The sequence below is a fragment of the Nocardioides luteus genome, assembly GCF_000960475.2.
Classification (GTDB): domain Bacteria; phylum Actinomycetota; class Actinomycetes; order Propionibacteriales; family Nocardioidaceae; genus Nocardioides; species Nocardioides luteus_A.
Genome location: NZ_JZDQ02000033.1, coordinates 50,014 through 70,698, shown reverse-complemented (window position 1 = coordinate 70,698; position 20,685 = coordinate 50,014). Strand labels below are relative to the sequence as shown.

At 69.1% G+C, this 20,685-nt stretch carries 19 protein-coding genes; 12 read left to right on the top strand and 7 right to left on the bottom strand.

Annotation, left to right across the window (positions count from 1 at the left end):
- Positions 1–42: 42 nt before the first annotated feature.
- From hflX to UG56_RS21180, 3 genes are all read left to right on the top strand, one after another.
- Positions 43–1,527, top strand: a complete 1,485-nt coding sequence (gene hflX / locus UG56_RS21190) for a GTPase HflX (protein WP_045546751.1) — start codon at positions 43–45, stop codon at positions 1,525–1,527.
- A gap of 100 nt (positions 1,528–1,627) precedes the next feature.
- Positions 1,628–2,380 (top strand): SGNH/GDSL hydrolase family protein, encoded by a 753-nt coding sequence (locus UG56_RS21185; protein ID WP_045546752.1) that lies wholly within the window; start codon positions 1,628–1,630, stop codon positions 2,378–2,380.
- Between the two features lie 10 nt (positions 2,381–2,390).
- Positions 2,391–4,385, top strand: coding sequence for an ATP-dependent DNA helicase (locus UG56_RS21180; RefSeq protein WP_045546753.1), 1,995 nt, complete (start codon positions 2,391–2,393; stop codon positions 4,383–4,385).
- 58 nt (positions 4,386–4,443) lie between these two features.
- Here UG56_RS21180 and UG56_RS21175 read toward each other — a convergent pair whose 3' ends face one another.
- The 3 genes from UG56_RS21175 to lexA all read right to left on the bottom strand — a co-directional run bounded on the left by UG56_RS21175 (position 4,444) and on the right by lexA (position 8,610).
- Complete coding sequence (locus tag UG56_RS21175; protein ID WP_045546754.1) at positions 4,444–5,913, bottom strand: MXAN_6640 family putative metalloprotease; 1,470 nt, start codon at positions 5,911–5,913, stop codon at positions 4,444–4,446.
- A gap of 161 nt (positions 5,914–6,074) precedes the next feature.
- A complete protein-coding gene (locus UG56_RS21170; protein ID WP_045546755.1) occupies positions 6,075–7,745 on the bottom strand; it encodes an alkaline phosphatase D family protein in 1,671 nt (556 codons plus the stop codon).
- Positions 7,746–7,842: 97 nt separating this feature from the next.
- Positions 7,843–8,610, bottom strand: a complete 768-nt coding sequence (lexA, locus tag UG56_RS21165) for a transcriptional repressor LexA (RefSeq protein ID WP_045546756.1) — start codon at positions 8,608–8,610, stop codon at positions 7,843–7,845.
- A gap of 181 nt (positions 8,611–8,791) precedes the next feature.
- On the opposite strand from lexA, the gene UG56_RS21160 reads away from it, so the two are divergent.
- The gene (locus tag UG56_RS21160; protein WP_071327234.1) at positions 8,792–9,172 is read left to right on the top strand and encodes a LysM peptidoglycan-binding domain-containing protein; all 381 of its coding nucleotides are present in this window, start codon (positions 8,792–8,794) and stop codon (positions 9,170–9,172) included.
- 117 nt (positions 9,173–9,289) lie between these two features.
- Here UG56_RS21160 and UG56_RS21155 read toward each other — a convergent pair whose 3' ends face one another.
- Positions 9,290–10,192 (bottom strand): hypothetical protein, encoded by a 903-nt coding sequence (locus UG56_RS21155; RefSeq protein WP_143055136.1) that lies wholly within the window; start codon positions 10,190–10,192, stop codon positions 9,290–9,292.
- Positions 10,193–10,590: 398 nt separating this feature from the next.
- Between UG56_RS21155 and nrdR the strand changes: the two genes are divergently transcribed.
- The 4 genes from nrdR to UG56_RS21135 all read left to right on the top strand — a co-directional run bounded on the left by nrdR (position 10,591) and on the right by UG56_RS21135 (position 15,026).
- Positions 10,591–11,091, top strand: a complete 501-nt coding sequence (gene nrdR, locus UG56_RS21150; RefSeq protein ID WP_045546759.1) for a transcriptional regulator NrdR — start codon at positions 10,591–10,593, stop codon at positions 11,089–11,091.
- A gap of 182 nt (positions 11,092–11,273) precedes the next feature.
- Positions 11,274–14,195, top strand: coding sequence for a vitamin B12-dependent ribonucleotide reductase (locus UG56_RS21145; protein WP_045546760.1), 2,922 nt, complete (start codon positions 11,274–11,276; stop codon positions 14,193–14,195).
- An 84-nt stretch (positions 14,196–14,279) separates the two neighbouring features.
- Positions 14,280–14,633, top strand: coding sequence for a nuclear transport factor 2 family protein (locus UG56_RS21140; RefSeq protein ID WP_218145258.1), 354 nt, complete (start codon positions 14,280–14,282; stop codon positions 14,631–14,633).
- A 27-nt stretch (positions 14,634–14,660) separates the two neighbouring features.
- Positions 14,661–15,026, top strand: a complete 366-nt coding sequence (locus UG56_RS21135; RefSeq protein ID WP_045546761.1) for an HIT domain-containing protein — start codon at positions 14,661–14,663, stop codon at positions 15,024–15,026.
- Here UG56_RS21135 and UG56_RS21130 read toward each other — a convergent pair.
- The 3 genes from UG56_RS21130 to UG56_RS21125 all read right to left on the bottom strand — a co-directional run bounded on the left by UG56_RS21130 (position 15,017) and on the right by UG56_RS21125 (position 16,519).
- The gene (locus UG56_RS21130) at positions 15,017–15,832 is read right to left on the bottom strand and encodes a PIG-L deacetylase family protein (RefSeq protein WP_045546762.1); all 816 of its coding nucleotides are present in this window, start codon (positions 15,830–15,832) and stop codon (positions 15,017–15,019) included. The two genes, UG56_RS21135 and UG56_RS21130, sit on opposite strands and share 10 nt — an antisense overlap.
- A gap of 77 nt (positions 15,833–15,909) precedes the next feature.
- Positions 15,910–16,080: a hypothetical protein gene (locus UG56_RS28485; RefSeq protein ID WP_177191524.1), complete on the bottom strand. Its 171-nt coding sequence runs from the start codon at positions 16,078–16,080 to the stop codon at positions 15,910–15,912.
- Between the two features lie 34 nt (positions 16,081–16,114).
- Positions 16,115–16,519: a carboxymuconolactone decarboxylase family protein gene (locus UG56_RS21125; RefSeq protein ID WP_045546763.1), complete on the bottom strand. Its 405-nt coding sequence runs from the start codon at positions 16,517–16,519 to the stop codon at positions 16,115–16,117.
- A gap of 108 nt (positions 16,520–16,627) precedes the next feature.
- On the opposite strand from UG56_RS21125, the gene UG56_RS21120 reads away from it, so the two are divergent.
- From UG56_RS21120 to UG56_RS21105, 4 genes are all read left to right on the top strand, one after another.
- The gene (locus UG56_RS21120; RefSeq protein WP_045546764.1) at positions 16,628–17,050 is read left to right on the top strand and encodes a DUF302 domain-containing protein; all 423 of its coding nucleotides are present in this window, start codon (positions 16,628–16,630) and stop codon (positions 17,048–17,050) included.
- Positions 17,034–17,294, top strand: a complete 261-nt coding sequence (locus tag UG56_RS21115) for a metal-sensitive transcriptional regulator (protein WP_045546765.1) — start codon at positions 17,034–17,036, stop codon at positions 17,292–17,294. The genes UG56_RS21120 and UG56_RS21115 overlap by 17 nt, the downstream gene beginning before the upstream one ends.
- Positions 17,295–17,409: 115 nt before the next feature.
- The gene (locus tag UG56_RS21110; RefSeq protein WP_143055135.1) at positions 17,410–18,552 is read left to right on the top strand and encodes a hypothetical protein; all 1,143 of its coding nucleotides are present in this window, start codon (positions 17,410–17,412) and stop codon (positions 18,550–18,552) included.
- Positions 18,553–18,800: 248 nt separating this feature from the next.
- Complete coding sequence (locus UG56_RS21105; RefSeq protein ID WP_256206806.1) at positions 18,801–20,630, top strand: MDR family MFS transporter; 1,830 nt, start codon at positions 18,801–18,803, stop codon at positions 20,628–20,630.
- The last annotated feature ends 55 nt before the right edge of the window (positions 20,631–20,685 follow it).

Below are 20,685 nucleotides of genomic sequence, written 5' to 3'. Positions count from 1 at the left end.
CATTGTCCCCCGGGTGGTGCGGCGCCGTACTCTTGTTGGTATATGACGAACAACGCACACGACTTCTCTCTCGCTGACGAGCTCGAGGCCACCGAGGACTGGGACGCGCTCGACGACGGCTTCGAGAGTGGCTACGCCGACGAGGACCCCGAGGACACCGACCCGACCGTCGGTGCGATGGAGCTCGCCGAGCGGCACGCGCTCAAGCGCGTCGCCAGCCTGCGCACCGAGCTCGAGGACATCACCGAGGTCGAATACCGTCAGCTGCGCCTGGAGCGAGTGGTGCTCGTGGGCGTGTGGGCCGGCGGCACCCAGACCGACGCCGAGAACTCCCTGGCCGAGCTCGCGCTGCTCGCCGAGACGGCCGGCTCGGAGGTCCTCGAGGCGATCTATCAGCGCCGTCAGGCGCCCGACCCCGCGACGTACATCGGTCGAGGCAAGGTCGAGGCGCTCAAGGAGATCGTGGCCGCGACCGGCGCCGACACCGTGATCGCCGACGGCGAGCTCGCGCCTTCGCAGCTGCGCAACCTGGAGGACCGCACCGGGGTCAAGGTCGTCGACCGGACCGCGCTGATCCTCGACATCTTCGCCCAGCACGCCAAGTCCCGCGAGGGTCAGGCGCAGGTCGAGCTCGCCCAGCTCAGCTACATGAAGCAGCGGCTCCGTGGTTGGGGTGGCAACCTGTCCCGCCAGGCCGGTGGCCGTGTCGCCGGTGGTGCCGGTATCGGTGGCCGCGGTCCCGGTGAGACCAAGATCGAGACCGATCGCCGCCGGATCAACACCAAGATCGCCAAGCTCAACCGCGAGCTGAAGGCGATGAAGGGCACCCGCGACACCAAGCGTGCCGAGCGCCAGCGCCACCACATCCCGGCGGTCGCGATCGCCGGCTACACCAACGCCGGGAAGTCGTCGCTGCTCAACCGGCTGACCGGTGCCGGAGTGCTCGTCGAGGACGCCCTCTTCGCCACCCTGGACCCGACCACCCGCCGCACGACCACCGAGGACGGGCGCGTCTACACGATGTCCGACACCGTCGGCTTCGTGCGCCACCTGCCCCACCAGCTGGTCGAGGCCTTCCGCTCGACGCTGGAGGAGGTCGCCGACGCCGACCTGATCGTCCATGTCGTCGACGGCTCCCACCCCGACCCCGAGGGTCAGCTGGCGGCGGTGCGTGAGGTCTTCGCCGAGATCGGTGCCGCCGAGGTGCCGGAGCTGGTCGTGATCAACAAGGCCGACATCGCCGACCCGCTGGTGATCGGCCGGCTGCTGCGCGCTGAGCCCCACTCGGTCGCGGTCTCGGCCAAGACCGGTGAGGGCATCGACGCGGCCATCAAGGCCGTCGAGACCGACCTGCCGCGGCCGGGTGTGGAGTTCTCCGCGCTGGTTCCCTACGAGCGGGGTGACCTGGTCAACCGGATCCACCAGCACGGCGAGATCGACCATCTCGAGCACACCGCCGACGGCACCATCGTCAAGGGCCGCGCCAACGCGGACCTGGCCGGTGAGCTGGCGGCTTATCCTGCGTGATCTCGGGCCCTGATCGAGCGCCTGTTTCGGCGTTTCGACATGGGCTCTGCCAGGCTCGTCCCGCACACTTGGGACGGTCGGTCGACGGGAGAGGGCACGGATGCTCACAGAGGTACGCCACGCGGCGCGCGCCACGATCGTGAGCGCGCTGGCCGGTGCTGTCCTGGTGGCCACGCTGGCGGGCTGTGCCAACAAGGACGACGGTGTGCTCCCGGGCCAGGACACGAGCCACGGCACCGAGGTGACCCAGGACATGTGCACCCGGCTGGCCGCCGAGTCGATCAGCCGCGCCTCGGTGGTGACCGGGGCGGGGGAGCGGGTCGTCGTGATCGGCGACTCCTGGGCCTCGGGCTTCGGCCTGGACGACCCCGGTCTGTCCTGGCCCCGCTACCTCGACGGCGAGGTGCGGGTCTCCGGGTTCGGGGGCACCGGCTACGCGCGCGGCTCGATGGCGACCTGCGGCCCGATCTCCTTCCCCGAGCGGGTTCCCGACGTGATCGCCCAGGGCGCCGACCTGGTGGTCCTCGAGGGCGGCATCAACGACTCCAAGAGCGACATCGCCGACGTCGAGAAGGGCTTCCGGGCGACCCTGGACGAGCTGAAGGGCTACGACGTCATCGTGCTCAGCTCGCCGAGGGTGAACTCGCGCGCCAAGGCCATCCGGGTCGTCAACAAGATGATGCGGCGGGTCTCGGCGGAGTACGGCGTGACCTACATCAACGTCTTCGACCTCAAGCTGCCCATGCTGGCGGACAACACCCATCTCACGGTCGCGGGCCATCGGCAGTTCGGGGAGATCGTCGCCCGACGGATCGCCGAGAGCCGATCGGAGACTGTCCCCGCTCACGGCTAAGGTTGCCCGAGTGACCGTAACCGAGCCCGCCTCCCAGACGCCCGTACGTGAAGCCCTGGCGGACGCGGTCGCGACCCTCGGCGGGGCGACCCGCGAGGGTCAGGTGCTGATGGCCGACGCGGTCGCGCAGGCGCTCGCCGACGAGGAGCACCTCCTCGTCGAGGCCGGCACCGGCACCGGAAAGTCGCTGGCCTACCTGGTCCCGTCGCTGCTCCACGACAGCCGGGTCGTGGTCGCCACCGCAACGCTCGCGCTGCAGCACCAGCTCGTCGAGCGCGACCTGCCGCGCCTGGTCAAGGCGATCGGCTCGCGCCCCGGTGTCGACGCCTCCTTCGCCGTCCTCAAGGGCCGCTCCAACTATGCCTGCCTCCATCGCGTGCGCGAGGGGGCGCCCGACGACCAGGGCACCCTGGTCGACGTCCCGCTGGGCCCGATGGCCGAGAAGGTCCTCGAGCTGCGCAGCTGGGCCGAGAAGGAGGCGGAGAACGGCGGCAGCGGCGAGCGTGACGCCGCACCACGTCACACCGACCGCGAGTGGCGCCAGGTCTCCGTCAACCACCGCGACTGCCTCGGCGCCGCCAAGTGTCCCTTCGGCGAGGAGTGCTTCGTCGAGGTCGCCCGCGACAAGGCCCAGAAGAGCCACCTGATCGTCACCAACCACTCCCTGCTCGCGATCGACGCGATCGAGGGCGTGCCGATGATCCCCGAATACGACGCGGTGGTGATCGACGAGGCCCACGAGCTCGTCGCCCGGGTGACCCAGGCGGCGACCGACGAGCTGACCGCGGCCGAGGTGGAGCGCGCCGCCCGGCGTGCCCAGAAGCACGTCGAGGGCTCCGAGGCCGACGACCTGGCCGACGCCTCCGACGCGCTGCGGGCGGCGATCAACGAGACCTCCCCCGGCCGGTTCGTGACCCTTCCCGAGCTGATCTCCGACGCGCTCGTGCTGGTGCGTGACGCGGCCCGCTCGGCGCTCTCGGCCCTCCCGAAGCCGAAGGACTCCGACGGCGCCGACCCCGGCTTCCAGCAGGCCAAGGGCGGCCTGCAGGAGGTCTTCACCACCGCCGAGCGGATGGCCGCGGGCTCCGAGCACGACGTGATCTGGCTCAACGAGGGCAGCGACCGGATCCCGCCGCGGCTCTGCGTCGCGCCGCTGCAGGTCTGGGCGCAGATGCGCGAGAAGCTGCTGCGGGAGAAGACCGTCGTCTTCGCCTCCGCGACCCTCAAGCTCGGCGGTGACTTCGGCCCCGTGGCCGGATCCCTCGGGCTCAAGGCGGAGGAGCGCACCGAGCTGGGCGCCGGGGCGCAGCGTACCGAGGACGTGCTGCCGTGGGTCGGGCTCGACGTCGGCAGCCCATTCGACTACGGCCGGCAGGGGATCCTGTACGTCGCCCGCCACCTGCCTCCTCCGGGGCGCGACGGCATGGGCGCCAAGACCCTGGACGAGATCGTCGACCTGGTCGACGCCGCCGACGGGCGTACGCTCGGGCTCTTCTCCTCACGCCGCGCGGCCGAGGCGGCGGCCGAGGTGGTGCGCCAGAAGCTGCCGCAGCTGACCACGCTGGCCCAGGGGGACGCGCAGCTGCCCGAGCTCGCCGCGCAGTTCGTCGCCGACCCGCACACAGTGCTCTTCGGCACGCTGTCGCTGTGGCAGGGGCTCGACGTCCCCGGCGACACCTGCCAGCTCGTGATCATCGACCGGATCCCGTTCCCGCGGCCCGACGACCCGCTGATGTCGGCCCGGCAGCAGGCGGCCGACAAGGCGGGCGGCAACGGGTTCATGCAGGTCGCCGCGACCCACGCGGCGCTGCTGCTGGCGCAGGGCGCCGGCCGGTTGATCCGCACCACCACCGACCGTGGCGTCGTGGCGGTGCTGGACGCCCGCCTGGCCACGGCTCGCTACGGCGGCTTCCTCAAGGCGAGCCTGCCGCCGATGTGGGCCACCACCGACCCCGCCATCGTGCGGCAGGCCCTGAAGCGGCTCTCCGAGTCCGCCTCTGCCTGAGCGAAAAGCACGCCGAGTCGGCTCGTTGTGACGAGCCGACTCGGCGTGCTTCAGAGGGTCAGCGGTAGGTCTTGGCCCACCAGTGGTGGGTGGCCTTGTCGGGCGAGGCGATGCCGTGGCAGGAGAACGCGGTGCCCTGGCCGCACTCGAAGTTGCTGCTCGCGTTGGCGAAGGTGACCTCGACCTTGCGGATCCGCTTGGAGGAGAAGCCCTCGATGGTCTTGGTGGCGATGCCCTTGCTGTTGGGCTCGAGGTAGAAGACGCCCCGGGTGCCGTCGGTGCGGAAGACGCTGACCACGGCGGCGTTGGCGTTGGGCCGGGCGACGTCGACCTTGATCCGCAGCTTCCAGCCCTTGCCGATCTTCTTCGGCACGAGGCGCTGCGAGGCGTAGGTGAGGTGCTTGAGGGTGAACTGGCCGTCGACGGTCTGACGCTTGGCGGGCAGCGCGGTGCGTCCGTCGTAGACCGGCGCGTAGTAGGCGCCGCCCTCGCTGTAGGTCTTCGCGGGGGCCAGGTTGGCGGCGGCGAAGCGCGCGTACTGCAGCTTCAGGGTGGTGCCGCGAGCGGCGAGCGCCTGGCGGACGGCGGTGGTGGAGTAGGTCGACGGCGCCCGGTTCCAGACGCTGAGGACGACCTCCGGCAGGTCGCCGCGCTTCTTGGCGAAGCGTTCGGAGAGGTAGCGGAAGAAGATCCAGTTGCCGTAGATGCCGAGGTTGGAGACGTTGGAGTTGTCCAGCGGCTTGCGCTGGTCCTCGAGCTGGCCGTAGGCCAGGTACTGCCGGTTGTCGTTGATGCTGTCGTAGACCTCGTCCTCCACCCAGGTCGCGGTCGACTCCATCATCCACCGGTCCTCGCCGGCGTCGTAGGCGAACTGGACCGCGTGGAAGTACTCGTGGGCGGCGGTGACGCGGAGGTTCTCGGTGGGCGTGTTGGCCGTGCCGTACTCGCTGGTGGCGTAGTCGTTGTCGAGGACGCAGTAGGCCGTGGCGGCGGTCTTGGAGACCTTCGTCTCGGGCGCGCAGTAGCCGTAGTAGCCCTCGTCGTAGAGGTTCTCCAGGTAGATGTCGACCTTGCCCGGGGTGACCGACTTGTCGGCCGCGGGCCGGCGGTAGCCCGCGTTCACGTAGATGTTGTGGACCTTCGTGACCACGTCACGGACCTGGTTCGCGTAGGTCGTCGAGGCCTTGTCGCCGCCCTTGCCCGGCGAGTAGTGGACGCAGACCACGTCGCTGCAGGTCTGGGTCGCGGTGCGCGGGCGGGCGAGCAGCTCACGGGCGGCCGCCTTGTTGGAGCCGTCCAGGGAGTCCTTGGCGTTCCACAGGTCGGTCAGCGCGATGGTCGCGTCGGGCCGGCCGGCCACGTGGCGGCCCGGCACGACCTGCCGGGCGCCGCGGACGGACTGGTTGCGCTTGACCTTCTTGGCAGCGTCGAGCGCCTCCCTGGCCGCCTTCTTCGTCACGGTCGGCTGGGCGCTGGTGTCACCGCCGGTCCTCGCCGAGGTCGCCGGCGTCGATCCGGTTGCGGGCATGGTCGCGGAGAAAGTGGCCGCGATCAGGCCGGCAACCAGGACGACGGACAGTTGTTTCCGGTTGATCCGGCGAGCAGGATTTCGCATCACGTACCAGACGTTCGGGGAAGCAGACGTCGGCAGTCTAAGCGCAGAAGGCCGCCGCCACGCCCTTGAAACGCCTAGACGGGCTCCGTGACGTGGTGGAGCCGGTTGCTTCCGGATGCGGTGGCGTACGACACCGCCCAGGTGGCCGCGGTGCCGTGGTCCTTGCGCTCGCCGATGGTGTACCAGTCCATCTGGGCCCGGTTGCGGGTCACGTCGAGGATCGAGTAGCCGTGGTCGTCGAAGTTGAGGTGGCGTACGTGGCGGTTGGCGGTCTTGATGATGTCCTCGACCGTCACGCTGACCGTGCGACGCGGCGCGCCGAGGATGTCCTTGAGGTTGTTCGAGGTCACCGACGTGCCCACGAACTCGACGCCGGCGGTCTTGCCGAGCGGGTAGACGGCGGAGTCGTACGGCAGGTCGCAGGCCCACGCGGAGTGGATGTCGCCGGTGACGAAGACCGTGTTCGTGATCGCGTTGTTCCGGATGTGGTCGAAGAGCTCGGTGCGGTCGGCGGTGTAGCCGTCCCACTGGTCCACGTTGAGGGCGATCCCGTTGTCGGGCAGCAGACCGGTGACATCGTTGACCGGGCTGATGAGGCTCTTGGGGAGTGCGCCGAAGGTGATCGGCGCGATCATCACCGGGTTGCCGACGATCTTCCACTGGGCATCGGTGAGCAGGCCCTCCTTGAGCCAGGCCAGCTGCTTGTTGCCGGTGATCGTACGGTCGGGGTCGTCGACCCCGGCGAGGTCGGTGCGGGCGACCTGCTCGGACCGGTAGGAGCGCAGGTCGAGCATGCTCAGCTCGAGGAGGTTGCCGAACCGCAGGCGCCGGTAGATGCGATCGTGGAGCTGGTCGTCGGTCTCCACGGTGGCCGTGCCGTCGACGCGCAGCGGCATCCACTCGTCGTAGGCCTGGTGGGAGTTGGTCTTGCGCTCGATCCAGTCGTACTCGCCGGGCTCGTTGTTCTCCGCGCCCAGCATCCAGGCGTCGTTGGCCGACTCGTGGTCGTCCCAGGTGACGATCCAGGGCAGCCGCGCGTGGGCGTCGGCGAGGTCGGCGTCGCGCTTGTACTGCGCGTGCCGGATCCGGTAGTCGGCCAGCGTGTGCATCTCGTGCGCCGGCTCGTGCGGGCGGATGTCCTCGTTGGACATGCCGTAGCCGTACTCGCCGGGGCCGTACTCGTAGAGGTAGTCGCCCAGGTGGAGGATCGCGTGCAGGTCGTCGCGCGCGGCCAGGTGGCGGTAGGACGCGAACCAGCCGGCCTGCAGGTTGGAGCAGGAGACCACCCCGAAACGTACGTTCTCGGGGTTGGCGTCGGCAGCCGGCGCGGTGCGGGTGCGGCCGACGCGGGTGGTCTGGCCCTTGTAGGAGAAGCGGTAGAAGTACCAGGTCTCCGGCGCCAGGCCGGTGACGTCGAGCTTCACGGTGTGGTCGCGATCGGGGCCGGTCTGCTGCGAGCCCTTGGCGATCACCCGCTCGAAGTCCGCGGTGGGCGAGACCTCCCAGCGGACGAGGACCTCCTCGCCCCGGCCGGATCCCGGAGTCGCGTCCGTCGTCGGCGTGACCCGCGTCCAGATGACGACTCGGTGCGGCATCGGGTCGCCGGAGGCGACGCCGTGCTGGAAGTGGTTGAGGGTGGTGCCCGCGGCCTCTGAGGGCTCGGGGAGGGCGCTGGCTCCTGCGCCCGCGGCGGTCGCCAGCCCGGCGGCGATGAGGGTGCGGCGGTCGATCTGTGTCTGGGTCACGCTGAATGGAACGACGCAGCCGCCGGCCCTGTCATGGGCCGGCGGCTGGATTTCACGCAGTGTTCCCGGACTGGTTCCGGGAGGTGTGACGCGGGACTCAGAGGCTGCGCAGGACCGCCGTCACCTTGCCGAGGATCGTCGCGTGGGTGCCGTCGATGGGCTCGTACGCCGCGTTGTGCGGCAGCAGCCAGACCTTGCCGTCCTTGCGGGAGAGCGTCTTGACGGTCGCCTCGCCGTCGATCAGCGCGGCCACGATCTCGCCGTTCTCCGCGGTCGGCTGCTGGCGCACGACCACGAAGTCGCCGTCGCAGATGGCGGCGTCGACCATCGAGTCACCGGAGACCGAGAGCAGGAAGAGGTCGCCGTTGCCGACCAGCTGCTTGGGCAGCGGGAAGACATCCTCGACGCTCTGCTGGCTCGAGGTCTCCTCGGCCAGGATCGGGCCACCGGCCGCGATCCGTCCGACCAGGGGGACCATGGCGGCGTCGGGGTTGGGGTTGACGTCGGCCTCGGCGGTGATCGTCGGCTCGGGCTCCTCGCCGGACATGGCCTTGCGGTGGGCCATCACCTCCGGCAGGAAGACCTCGAGGGCACGAGGCCGCTTCGGGTCCTTGCGGATCAGACCACGCTGCTCCAGCGCGCGCAGCTGGTGGGCGACGCTGCTGGTGCTGGTCAGGCCGACCGCGGCGCCGATCTCGCGCATGCTGGGCGGGTAGCCACGCTGCTCGATGCTGTCGCGCAGGTGCGCGAGGATGCGCTGCTGACGCGGCGTGAGCCCGGTCGCGTCCGGCGGCCCGTCGGGCAGCTCGCGGACGCGGCTCGACTTCGAACCGCCTGATCCGGTGCCTGTCTTCTGCGTGGTCATGTCATCACATTAGTCCCTCTGGCACCACGACATCAAACATCTGTTCGATCTCGTCGGTGGTGCGTGTCGGCGTTCGAAAATTCTTTGGGGTCGCTACTTGCGTTGTTCGAACACGTGACCTACCTTCGAACATGTGCTCGATCGAACACGTGATCGAGAGACTTGTGAACTGGAGGCCATGATGAGTGCAACCGTCTATGTGCTGCCCGTAGCCGAGCCGCCCCGCCCGGTGCGGGAGGTGCGTCGCTCGACCGTGCGGCTCACCCGTCGCGGACGGGTCGTCGTGTTCGCCTTCGCGCTCGTCGTGCTCTTCGGGATCGCGCTGATCGGGGCGCGGGTGGCCTTCGCGGTGGAAGGCGGCGATGCCGACAAAAGCCCCGCTCCCGCCGCCCACACGATGGTCGTCGGTGATGGCGACACGCTCTGGGACATCTCCTCGGAGGCCGTCGCCGGGACCGACGCCTCGATCCGGGAGATGGAGCAGACGATCAAGGAGCTCAACTCCCTCGACTCCTCGATGCTCGTGTCCGGGCAGACGTTGATCATCCCGACCGCGCCGTAGAGCGCCTCTTAGATGTCCGGCTGCTCCTTCGACCCTGGCGGCCGGCAAACCGGGGAAATGGTGAGAGTGCTGCAGACGATGGGAAGCGTCTGCAGCACTCTCGCTGTCGTGTTGCTGCTAGTGGCGGCCGCGGTAGGGGCTGTCCGGCTCGGGCGGGGGCCACGGCTTGTTGCGGGCGCTGTGCCGCGGCGGCCACTCGTCGTCGGGCTCGGCGACGGGCGGCTCCTGAGGTTGCCGCTGGGTGGGCATCGCCTGGGTCGCGGCGGGGTCCTGGGTCAGCCGAGCCCTCGAGCCGGTCTGACCGTAGACGCCGGGAGTCTGGTAGGTCCCGGACTGATACTGCGACGAGCCGGCCTGCTGGGTGGGGTAGCTGTCGGTGCCGTATCCCTGCGAGCCGTACACCGGGGTGCTCTGCGGCGTCGAGGTCGGCGTCGGCGGGCTGGTGTAGTAGGACGGCGGGGTCGGCGGCGGGGTGGTGGGCGGCTGGTAGGACGGAGCGCCGTAGGCCGCCCGGCTGCCGGTGTTGCCGTAGCCCTGATCGCCTCCGGTGTAGTCGTAGGACGACGGGGTGGAGGTGTCGGTGTAGGCCGAGCGGCTCCCGGTGTCGGAGCTGTGCCGGCCGTAGGCGCTGGTGTCCTCGTAGCCGTAGGACCCGGTGCCGTAGTAGTCCTGCTCGTTGTAGGTCTGCTCCGTGTAGGGCAGGTCGGTGTAGTCCTGCTCCGTGTAGGCCTGGTCCGAATAGGACTGGTCCGGGTAGTCCTGCTCCTCGACGTAGGCGCTGGAGTGGCTTCCGGTGTAGTCGTCGGCAGGCGGCGGGGTGGGGGATCCGGAGAGGGCCCGCCAGGCCTTCCCGGCGAAGGTGAAGGTCAGGAAGAGGCAGGCGACGGCAACGACGGCCGCGATGGCGAGCTTCGCCCAGGCGCCGGAATCGCCTCCTCGTGCGTCGGCCCCGAAACCGACGGCGACCCACACGAGCACTCCCCAGGCGACGAGGGATGCCAGTGTCGCGATCGCAGGCAAGATGAATGGTGGCCGGGGACCGCTTCTGGGGCGCGTGCCTCTCCGCGACCCGACGCGATTTCCTCCGGAGTTGTTGGTCACGGAGGTCATTCTTACGCATCCAGGCCAGCCCGGCGCCGTCGAACCGGAATCTTTCGGTGTTTGACCGGCGACACGCCGGACACGCGGGTAAACCCGACCCTCGCTTGCATCGGCTGAGGGGCGGGCGTACGGTTACCACTACATCTAGTAGTTACACGGCTGTAGTTATCCACATCTAGTTCACATGATCCGGTGGATGGCCCACAGCGACGAGGGTGTTGTTCCACAGGGACTCACGCTCATATCCACAGGTTCCACAGGCTCGGGCCGCCGTTGAGACGGCCTGGATCCACAGGTCTCACGAGAGGGGCTCGACCGTGCACTGTCCGTTCTGCCGACACAGCGACACCAAGGTGCTCGACTCCCGTGTGGCCGAGGACGGCGGCCAGATCCGTCGCCGCCGGGTCTGCCAGGAATGCGGGAAGCGGTTCACGACCGTCGAGCAGATGCAGCTGATGGTGGCCAAGCGCTCCGGCGCAGCGGAGCCGTTCAGCCGCGACAAGGCGGTGCACGGCGTACGCAAGGCGTGCAAGGGGCGTCCGGTCACCGAGGACCAGCTCGCCTGCCTCGGCCAGGAGGTCGAGCAGGCGCTGCGGAGCCAGGGGTTGGCCGAGGTTCCCAGCCACGAGGTGGGCCTGGCGATCCTCGCGCCGCTGCGCGAGCTCGACGAGGTGGCCTACCTGCGCTTCGCGAGCGTCTACCGGGCCTTCGGCTCGGCGGACGACTTCGAGCGCGAGATCCAGATGCTGCGTACGGAACGGGAAGTCCAGGACTTCGAGGCAGAACATCCGGTCGAGGCCCCGGTGGGCACCGACTGATCCCACGGCCATGGGAGATGGCACACAGACCGGCCCGGGCAGGCCGTGGGGAAGCGACCTGTCCGGGCCATCCAGCAAGACAACAGCACGACGCACGAAGCCCGAACGGGCACACAGGAGACTCCACCATCAGCACCGACCAGCAGTACGGCACAGCGATCGATGACAACAGGGGGAACGAAATGACAGACACGGCATCAGAGGCACAGGCATCGGCGAAGGCGGGCGCCGGGCTGAAGATCGAGCGGATCTTCAGCACCGAGGGCGTCCACCCCTACGACGAGATCACCTGGGAGCGACGCGACGTCGTCCAGAAGAACTGGAAGACGGGTGAGACCGTCTTCGAGCAGACCGGGGTCGAGTTCCCCGACTTCTGGTCGATCAACGCCTCGACGATCGTGACGACCAAGTACTTCCGCGGTGCCCTCGGCACCGACAAGCGTGAGCAGAGCCTGAAGCAGCTGATCGACCGGGTCGTGAACACCTACGTCGCCTCCGGCAAGGAGAACGGCTACTTCGCCTCCGAGGCCGACGCCGACCTCTTCGGTCGCGAGCTCACCTGGCTGCTGGTCAACCAGCACTTCGCCTTCAACTCGCCGGTCTGGTTCAACGTCGGCACCGAGTCCCCCCAGCAGGTCTCGGCCTGTTTCATCCTCTCGGTCGACGACTCCATGGACTCGATCCTGAACTGGTACAAGGAGGAGGGCCTGATCTTCAAGGGCGGCTCCGGTGCCGGTCTCAACCTCTCTCGCATCCGCTCCTCCAAGGAGCTGCTGAAGTCCTCCGGCGGCACCGCCTCCGGCCCGGTCTCCTTCATGCGCGGCGCCGACGCCTCCGCGGGCACCATCAAGTCCGGTGGCGCCACCCGCCGCGCGGCGAAGATGGTCGTGCTCGACGTCGACCACCCCGACATCGAGGAGTTCGTCGAGACCAAGGCGCGCGAGGAGGACAAGATCCGCGCCCTGCGCGACGCCGGCTTCGACATGGACCTGGGCGGCAAGGACATCTCGTCCGTCCAGTACCAGAACGCCAACAACTCCGTGCGTGTCTCCGACGAGTTCATGCGCGCCGTCGAGGAGGGCAAGAAGTTCGGCCTCCGGGCGCGTACGACCGGTGAGGTCATCGAGGAGATCGACGCCCGCGAGCTGTTCCGCAAGATCTCGGTCGCCGCGTGGGAGTGTGCCGACCCGGGTCTGCAGTACGACGACACCATCAACGACTGGCACACCAACCCGGAGACGGGCCGGATCACCGGCTCCAACCCGTGCTCGGAGTACATGTCGCTGGACAACTCCTCCTGCAACCTGGCGTCGCTGAACCTGCTGAAGTTCCTCAAGGACGACGACACCTTCGACGCGGTCCGCTTCCAGCAGGCCTGTGAGATCGTCTTCACCGCGATGGACATCTCCATCTGCTTCGCCGACTTCCCGACCGAGGCGATCGGCGAGACCACCCGCGACTACCGCCAGCTCGGCATCGGCTACGCCAACCTCGGCGCCCTGCTGATGGCGATGGGTCTCGGCTACGACTCCGAGGGTGGCCGCACCATGGCTGCCGCCATCACCTCGCTGATGACCGGCGCCGGCTACAAGCGCTCGACCGAGCTGGCCGGTGTCGTCGGCCCGTACGCCGGCTACGCCCGCAACGCCGAGGCCCACCAGCGGGTCATGCGCAAGCACCAGGCCGCCAACGACGCGGTCCGCTCGATCAACCCGGTCGACCGCAACATCATCGACGCGGCCACGAAGGTGTGGAGCGACGTCGTCGAGATCGGCAAGGTCAACGGCTTCCGCAACGCCCAGGCCTCGCTGCTCGCGCCGACCGGCACCATCGGCTTCATGATGGACTGCGACACCACCGGCATCGAGCCGGACTTCTCGCTGGTCAAGTTCAAGAAGCTCGTCGGCGGCGGCTCGATGCAGATCGTCAACCAGGTGATCCCGCGGGCCCTGAAGAAGATGGGCTACCAGGCCGAGCAGATCGAGGCGATCGTCGCCTACATCGCCGAGCACGGCCACGTCGTCGACGCCCCCGGCCTGCGCCAGGAGCACTACGAGGTCTTCGACACCGCGATGGGCAAGCGCGCGCTGCAGCCGATGGGCCACGTCCGCATGATGGCGGCCACCCAGCCGTTCCTCTCCGGTGCGATCTCCAAGACCGTCAACCTCCCCGAGACCGCGACCGTCGAGGACATCGAGCAGGTCTACATGGAGTCGTGGAAGCTGGGCCTGAAGGCCACCGCGATCTACCGCGACAACTGCAAGGTCGGTCAGCCGCTGGCCGACGGCAAGTCGGAGAGCGCCAAGAAGGACCAGGGCCTCTCCACCGCTGCTCCGGCCGCTGAGGCCGAGGTCGAGCCCGAGGTCGTCGAGAAGATCATCGAGAAGATCGTCTACGCGCCGACCCGCAAGCGCCTGCCGAAGTCCCGCGTCTCGCGCACCACCTCCTTCACGGTCGGTGGCGCCGAGGGCTACATGACCTCCGGTGCGCACGAGGACGGCGAGCTCGGCGAGGTCTTCCTCAAGCTCGGCAAGCAGGGCTCGACCCTGGCCGGTGTCATGGACGCCTTCTCGATCGCGGTCTCCGTCGGCCTCCAGTACGGCGTGCCGCTGGAGACCTACGTCTCCAAGTTCACCAACCTGAAGTTCGAGCCCGCCGGTCTGACCGACGACCCGGACGTACGCATGGCGCAGTCGCTCATGGACTACGTCTTCCGCCGGCTGGCGCTGGACTACATGTCCTTCGAGGACCGCTCGGCTCTCGGCATCTACTCCGCCGACGAGCGTCAGCGCTACCTCGAGACCGGCTCCTACGAGCAGCTCGGCAACGGCACCACCGCCGCCGAGCTCGTCCAGAAGCCCGCCCCGGCCCCGAAGGCCGCAGCTGCTCCGGCCGCCGAGCCGGTCGAGGCCGAGGTCGAGGAGGAGGCCGAGCTCGTCGAGGAGGCGCCGAAGGCCACCGCCCACACCACCGCCGAGCTGCTCGAGTCGATCAGCGGCATGGCCATCGACAGCCCGCTCTGCTTCACCTGCGGCACCAAGATGCGCCCCGCCGGCTCCTGCTACGTCTGCGAGGGCTGCGGCTCGACCTCCGGTTGCAGCTGAGCTTCTGAGTGACTGAGTCCGGTCCCGTGCCCCTCTGGGGCGCGGGACCGGCTCGTTTTCGGGGACGTGGATAGCCTGCGGGACGTGATTGATGTGGACGTGGCTGAGGTGATGGCGCTCGAACGTGAGCTGCAGACTGCGGCGGCTCGCACCGATCCGCGTCGGCTCACGGAGCTCTTGGCCCCGGACTTCGAGGAGATCGGCGCCTCGGGCCGCCTGTGGGACCTGGCGTCGATTCTCGAGATGCTCGCGGGCGAGGACGACGGCACTCCTGACATCGAGGTGCGTGAGCTCACCGGGCGCATGATCGCGGACGACATGGTCCTGCTCCGATGGCAGTCGGTCCGCGGCGAGCGCCGGGCTCGGCGGACCTCGCTGTGGCAACGTCGTCCGGAGGGTTGGCGCCTCGTGCATCACCAAGGCACGCCGATCGCTTGAGGTCGCGCGGGGACATAGGTTTTCGAGATGAGCTCGGCTGGCACGGGCGTCGCGTATGCAGGGACCGACTTCTACTGCGACGTCGCGATCCCGCACCCGGACCGCCTGGACGTGGTGCACGAGGACGAACACGTGCTGGCGTTCCATCACACGCGACCGTTCTGGGCGGTCCACATCGTCGCGGTGCCCAAGCGCCATATCGGGTCACTCACGACCGTGAGCGCCGAGGACGAGGCAGACGTACGTGAGCTGCTCGGTGTCGTCCAGGCAGTTGCCCGCGACGTGGAGCGCGAGCACGGCGCCGCGGCAGTCCTCACCAACTTGGGTGCCTACCAGGACTCCAAGCACCTGCACGTCCACATCCACAGTGGCGGGCGCCGAGATCAGAGGTGACCTGGAAGATGCAGGGGAAGGAAGCGGTCCCGGGTCCAGCCTGCTGCGTCCAGGACGAAGCGAAGCAGGACCGAGTCGCCCGCGCCCATGAGTTCGGTGTCGACGTCGTTCGCGCTCGAGGTGCCCAGGCCGGGGACGTACGCATCGAGGGCTTGCCTGCGGCTGTCGTCGGTTCCGGGCGGCCCGGTGACCGTGATGACCGAGGTGTCGAGAGTCATCCCGTTGACCCGGCCGGAACCGACGGGGCGGCCGGTGGCCGCTCGGGCGGCCTCGGCGGCTGCCCGCACCGCACGCTGGTCAAGGACGGCGCCGAGTGCGACGCGAGGCCGATGAGCCGCCGTGGCGCAGGCGTGAGTAACGGCGTTGTGGCAGGCGATGTGGTCCGGGTGTCCGGTCAGTCCGTCTGGTCCAACGGTGAGGACGATGTCAGGACGGAGCGTTTCGAGCGCGCTCCTGACGGGAGCGGCGAGATCGACGAGGTCGGCAGCGCCGATCGTCCGGGTGGGTGCGTGCGGGGTATCCGTCCAGCGGCCGGGCTGGGTCAGGTAGTCCCAGGTGTCGATCCCGAGCGCTTCGGTTGACTCGGTGAGCCGCGTTTCCTTGGCTCGGCGTGCGCTCGCAAGGCCCGTCGGGGTCAGCACACTGCCGCGACCCTCTCCGCCCGTGAAGAGGCGCAGGTGAGTCCGCGCCCCGGCGGCCTTGGCGGCGACCGCCGCGGCCCCGGTGGCGAACACCTCGTCGTCAGGGTGGGCATGCACGATGAGCACGATGGCGCCGTTCAGGTCATCCCCTGGCTTGCCGAACATGCGCCCACGCTACGGCCGCCGGCGAGGAGGCGTAGGAAAGTGCTCACCCCGGGCGCGGTGAGCGCGACGTCCGATAGTCAGTGGCCGAGGATGCGGGCGAGCCAGGTGCCGTTGGGGTCCTTGGGGTCGGCGGTGTGCCCGGGGCACCAGCGGTTGGAGGGTACGGAGGCCTTGACCTGGGCGACGTGGCGGCCGCAGCCGGCCCAGGTGGTCTTGCCGCACTTCTTGCAGCGTACGGAGCGACACATCGTTCGAATCCTGTTCTGTGGTTCTGGTCGGTGCTCAGGCGGGCGGTTCGCCGGCGTCGAGTGCGTCGACGAACTCGCAGAACGCGTCGAAGGCGCGGGCGCCATGGATCGTGGCGGGGCCGCCGTGCATGAGGAAGGTGACGCCGATGGCCTCGGCCGCTTCCTGGGGGCTGGCGCCGGCGCGAGCGGCGGCCTGGCCGTGCGAGGCGATGCAGCCGTCGCAGCCCTCGACCACGCCGATGGCGAAGGCGATCAGCTCCTTGGTCTTACGGTCGAGCGCGCCGTCGGCGAAGGCTGCCTTGGAGAGCCCGCCCCAGCCCTTGTAGACGTCGGGGATCGCGCGGCGCAGCTCTTGGTGAAGGGGGCCGAGGTCCCGCAGGACGCTCTTGCCGTGGGGGGACTGGGTCTGGGGTGACTCGATGTCGGTCGTCGAGGTCATGGCGGTTCCTTCCTACTGTCTCGATTCGTAACCCCCCGGGGGGTTACGATCTCGAAGGTAGCATAACCCCCCGGGGGGTTATAGAATCGTGGAGAAAGAAGGAGACCGATGACCAGCTTCACGCTGCGAGCCACCGTTCCCGCGTCGTACGCGGAGACCTTGGCGCGCGTACGAGAGCTCCTCGGTGGGGCCGGTTTCGGCGTGCTCACCGAGATCGACCTGACCGCCACCCTGCGCGCCAAGCTCGGTGTCGAGGTTCCCCAGCAGGTGATCCTCGGAGCCTGCATGCCCCAGCTCGCTCACCGCGCGCTCGAGGCCGACCCGCGGATCGCCACGATGCTGCCGTGCAACGTCGTGGTCGCTGACGAGGGCGCGGAGACCCGGGTCGAGATCTTCGACCCGTCGGCGATGACCTCCTTCAGCGCTGATGCGGGTGTCGCCGAGGTCGCGGCGGATGCGCGTCAGCGCCTCACCGGCATGCTGGAAGCACTCACTGGAAACGAGAAGGACGACGATGCAGCTCGAGCCTGACGAGATCAAGGCCATCATCACCCGACTCAAGCGTGCCAACGGGCACCTCGCCTCGGTGATCCGGATGCTCGAGGAGGGCTCGGAGTGCGAGGACGCGCTCACCCAGCTCGCGGCGGTGAACAAGGCGGTCAGCCGGGGTGGGTACGCCCTGGTCGCCACCGGTCTGGAGAAGTGCCTCGCCGAGGGTGGGCGCGACAGCGTGGACACCAAGAAGATGGAGAAGCTCTTTCTCGCGCTGGCCTGAGCCGACCTGAGCCGGCCGGGCCGGTTGTCGTCCACAGGAGTGGTTCGGGACGGGGTTGTCCACAGGCCCGCCGATGTGGGTGGCGGGCCGGTGGGATCGGGGGTGTGCTGGTGCCATGCCCAAACGAAAGAAGCACGAGAGATCGCCCCGGTCGCCCCACAGGTTCGGGGACCCGCGACGACGGTCGTTCGCCGAGAAGGTCGTCGACAGTCCCTATTGGCCGGCGATGTTCGCGGTCAACGATGCCGAGGCCCGCGGCGACGTGAAGGCGGCCCTGGGGATCATCCACAGGACCAGCGAACAGCTCGACAAGGAGCAGTTCTGGCATCCGTCGCGCCTCGAGCGGCTGGAACAGATGAGCCTGCTCGGGGTGCTCATGCCCCGGTGGGCCCACTCGCGCTGGATCGTCGCGCAGGCGATGCAGGGAACCCATCCGCGCAACCAGTGGCGGATGGCGAAGGCGATCAACGCGGCGCTCGAGGTCCGTGGCGGCCCCGATCCTGTCCGCGACCGAGAGGCCGACCGGATCCAGATCCTTGATCGCGACTGGGTCTACCGCCAGACGTTCCTCTACGACCTCGGCGGGCTGGAGGCCTTCCTGCGCCACAACGCCTCCGGTGACCTCGTCGCCGGTGCCGACCGGATCTGGGAGTGGGTGGGGGCGTCGATGCGCGGCGTACGTCTCCTCGGGCGGGAGCCGCGACATCTGCTGTGGGAGGACCCGGCGACAGGGGAGCAGGTGCGCACGATCAACCTCGGAGCCGGCATGCTCATCGAGGACGGGGAGTGCGCGATCGGCCGGATCGTGCCGCTGGCGAGCGGATGGATGTTCGAGACGGCGCCGCTGCGGGTGCCGGACGAGGTGGCGTACGCAGTGGCCGACGAGCCCGACCGATGGACCGAGGCGCTGCGGGATGCCTGTGCCCAGGACCCGAGCGAGATCTGGATCCGCCGCGGGCTGCGCGACTACGGCCTGCTCACCGACATCCCGCACGCCCTGGTCAATCTCGCCATGGACGCGGGACTGCACGCCTTCCACCACCCCGATGATCAAGAGCTCGCCGAGCTGTTCACCCATCCCGCCGACTATCCGGCCTGCCTGGCCGCCTGGCTGGTCCGCCCGGAGACCATCGGTGCGTTGCGCACCGGGCTGCCGCCCGAGGGTCGGGCCGCGCTCGTCGGTTTCGCGGACGTCGTCCAGGAGCCCGCGGCGGGCCTCATCCGCGACCTGGTCGACCACCACGAGGAGGCCGCCTGACACTCCGCGAGATCCCTCGCGCAAACCTGGAGTTTGACCTAGTTTGATTCCAGTCGAGACCGTGGGGGTCGCAATGGCAGCAACGCAGGCGGCATCGGACACCGAGCCTCAGCTGAGCCGGCGCAGGATCAACCTCATCTTCGGCACGGTGCTCCTCGGCATGCTGCTCGCGGCGCTCGACCAGACGATCGTCTCGACCGCGCTGCCGACGATCGTGGCCGACGTCGGCGGGGCAGGGCCTGTCGTGGGTGGTCTCCTCCTACCTCCTCGCCGAGACGGTGGCGACCGTGCTCGCCGGCAAGTTCGGCGACCTCTTCGGTCGCAAGCTGATGCTGCAGGTCTCCGCCGGCCTCTTCATCCTCGCCTCGGCCGCCTGCGGGTTCGCGACCGACATGGTGTGGCTGATCGGGGCGCGAGCGGTGCAGGGCATCGGTGCGGGTGGGCTGATGGTGACCGCGACGGCGTTGATCGGCGACGTCATCCCGCTGCGAGACCGCGGCAAGTATCAGGGCGCCCTCGGCTCGGTCTTCGGCGCCACCACCGTCCTCGGGCCGCTCCTCGGCGGCCTCTTCACCGACCACCTCTCCTGGCGCTGGGCCTTCTACATCAACCTGCCGCTCGGCATCGCGGTGATCGCGATCGCCAGCCTGACGCTGCCGCAGATCGCTCGCGGCACGCGACCCTCGATCGACTACCTCGGCATCCTCTTCGTCGGCCTCGGCGCCTCGATGCTGACGCTGGCGGTCAGCTGGGGTGGGACGGAGTACGCCTGGGGATCGGCGACCATCATCGGCCTGTTCATCGCCTCGGCCGTCGCCTTCGCGATCTTCGTCCGGGTCGAGTCGCGGGCGGCCTCACCGATCCTGCCGTTGCGGCTGTTCCGGAACCGGGTCTTCACGGTCAGCGTCGTGCTCTCGTTCATCGTCGGCTTCGCGATGCTCGGCGCGATGACCTACCTGCCGACCTACATGCAGTACGTCCATGGCGTCTCGGCGACGTCGTCGGGGATCCGCACCCTGCCGATGGTCATCGGCCTGCTGGTGACCTCGACGGTGGCGGGCTCGATCGTGGGGAGGACGGGCCGCTACAAGATCTTCCCGGTTGCCGGCGCGCTGATCATGGCGCTCGGCCTCTACCTGCTCTCGACCATGGACGCCGACACCAGCACCCTGATGATGTCGCTGTTCCTGCTGGTCATGGGCATGGGTGTCGGCCTGAGCATGCAGATCCTGACGATCATCGTGCAGAACACCGCGGCCTACGAGGACCTCGGTGTCGCCACCTCGGGCGTGACCTTCTTCCGCACGATGGGCAGCTCGTTCGGCGCCTCGATCATGGGCACCGTCTACGCCAACGAGCTCGCCGACCGACTGCCCGCCGCGCTCGCCTCGGCCGGTGTCTCCGCCGACCAGGTCGCGACCCCCGCACTCCTGCACAGGCTGGCCGACGCCCAGAGCGCGCCGATCATCGGGGCGTACGCGGAGACGCTGCAGGTCGTCTTCCTCGCCGCGGTCCCGGTCGCCGGGCTGGCGTTCCTGCTCGCGCTCTTCCTCGAGGAGGTGCCCCTGCGCGACACCTCGAGAGCCGCGGCGACGGATCCGGGCGACGGGTTCGCGATGCCCAACTCCTCCGACAGCGCGATGCGGCTCGACGCCGCGGTCGCCCAGCTGCTCCGCCGCCAGCCGCCCGAGACCTTCACCAGGCTCCGGGAGTCGGCCGTCGACCTCGACGCGGCGACCGCGTGGTGCGTACGCCAGATCGGGATCCGCGAGTGGGTCGGCGGTGAGCGGTCGCTGGTCGCGATCGGTCACCGTCTCGGGATGCCGGGCGAGGTGCTGGCCCCGGCCTTCGCCTCCGCTGCCGCGGAGGGCTATCTCTACGGAGACGAGGCGGGCTACGCGCTGACGGAGGCGGGCAAGGAGGAGCTCGCCAAGCTGGTCGCGGCGTTCAAGGCGTGGCTGGCCGCCGAGCTCGCCGACTGGGGTGCCGACGACGCCAAGCTCGACGAGGCGCTCGCGGTGCTCTCCCGCAAGCTCGTCGAGGGCGAGAACGACCTGAAGCCGACCGTCGCCGCCTGACAAGGGCATTTTACTTTCGTCCGTGTTTGAAATCGGCGAGAGCGGGTAGGACGAA

Excerpts from the sequence above, each read along its gene's own strand:
- hflX (WP_045546751.1), top strand. The coding sequence starts at position 43 with ATGACGAACAACGCACACGACTTCTCTCTCGCTGACGAGCTCGAGGCC.
- UG56_RS21185 (WP_045546752.1), top strand. The coding sequence starts at position 1,628 with ATGCTCACAGAGGTACGCCACGCGGCGCGCGCCACGATCGTGAGCGCG.
- UG56_RS21175 (WP_045546754.1), bottom strand. The coding sequence starts at position 5,913 with ATGCCCGCAACCGGATCGACGCCGGCGACCTCGGCGAGGACCGGCGGT.
- lexA (WP_045546756.1), bottom strand. The coding sequence starts at position 8,610 with ATGACCACGCAGAAGACAGGCACCGGATCAGGCGGTTCGAAGTCGAGC.
- UG56_RS21160 (WP_071327234.1), top strand. The coding sequence starts at position 8,792 with ATGAGTGCAACCGTCTATGTGCTGCCCGTAGCCGAGCCGCCCCGCCCG.
- UG56_RS21145 (WP_045546760.1), top strand. The coding sequence starts at position 11,274 with ATGACAGACACGGCATCAGAGGCACAGGCATCGGCGAAGGCGGGCGCC.
- UG56_RS21135 (WP_045546761.1), top strand. The coding sequence starts at position 14,661 with ATGAGCTCGGCTGGCACGGGCGTCGCGTATGCAGGGACCGACTTCTAC.
- UG56_RS21130 (WP_045546762.1), bottom strand. The coding sequence starts at position 15,832 with ATGTTCGGCAAGCCAGGGGATGACCTGAACGGCGCCATCGTGCTCATC.
- UG56_RS28485 (WP_177191524.1), bottom strand. The coding sequence starts at position 16,080 with ATGTGTCGCTCCGTACGCTGCAAGAAGTGCGGCAAGACCACCTGGGCC.
- UG56_RS21125 (WP_045546763.1), bottom strand. The coding sequence starts at position 16,519 with ATGACCTCGACGACCGACATCGAGTCACCCCAGACCCAGTCCCCCCAC.
- UG56_RS21120 (WP_045546764.1), top strand. The coding sequence starts at position 16,628 with ATGACCAGCTTCACGCTGCGAGCCACCGTTCCCGCGTCGTACGCGGAG.
- UG56_RS21115 (WP_045546765.1), top strand. The coding sequence starts at position 17,034 with ATGCAGCTCGAGCCTGACGAGATCAAGGCCATCATCACCCGACTCAAG.
- UG56_RS21110 (WP_143055135.1), top strand. The coding sequence starts at position 17,410 with ATGCCCAAACGAAAGAAGCACGAGAGATCGCCCCGGTCGCCCCACAGG.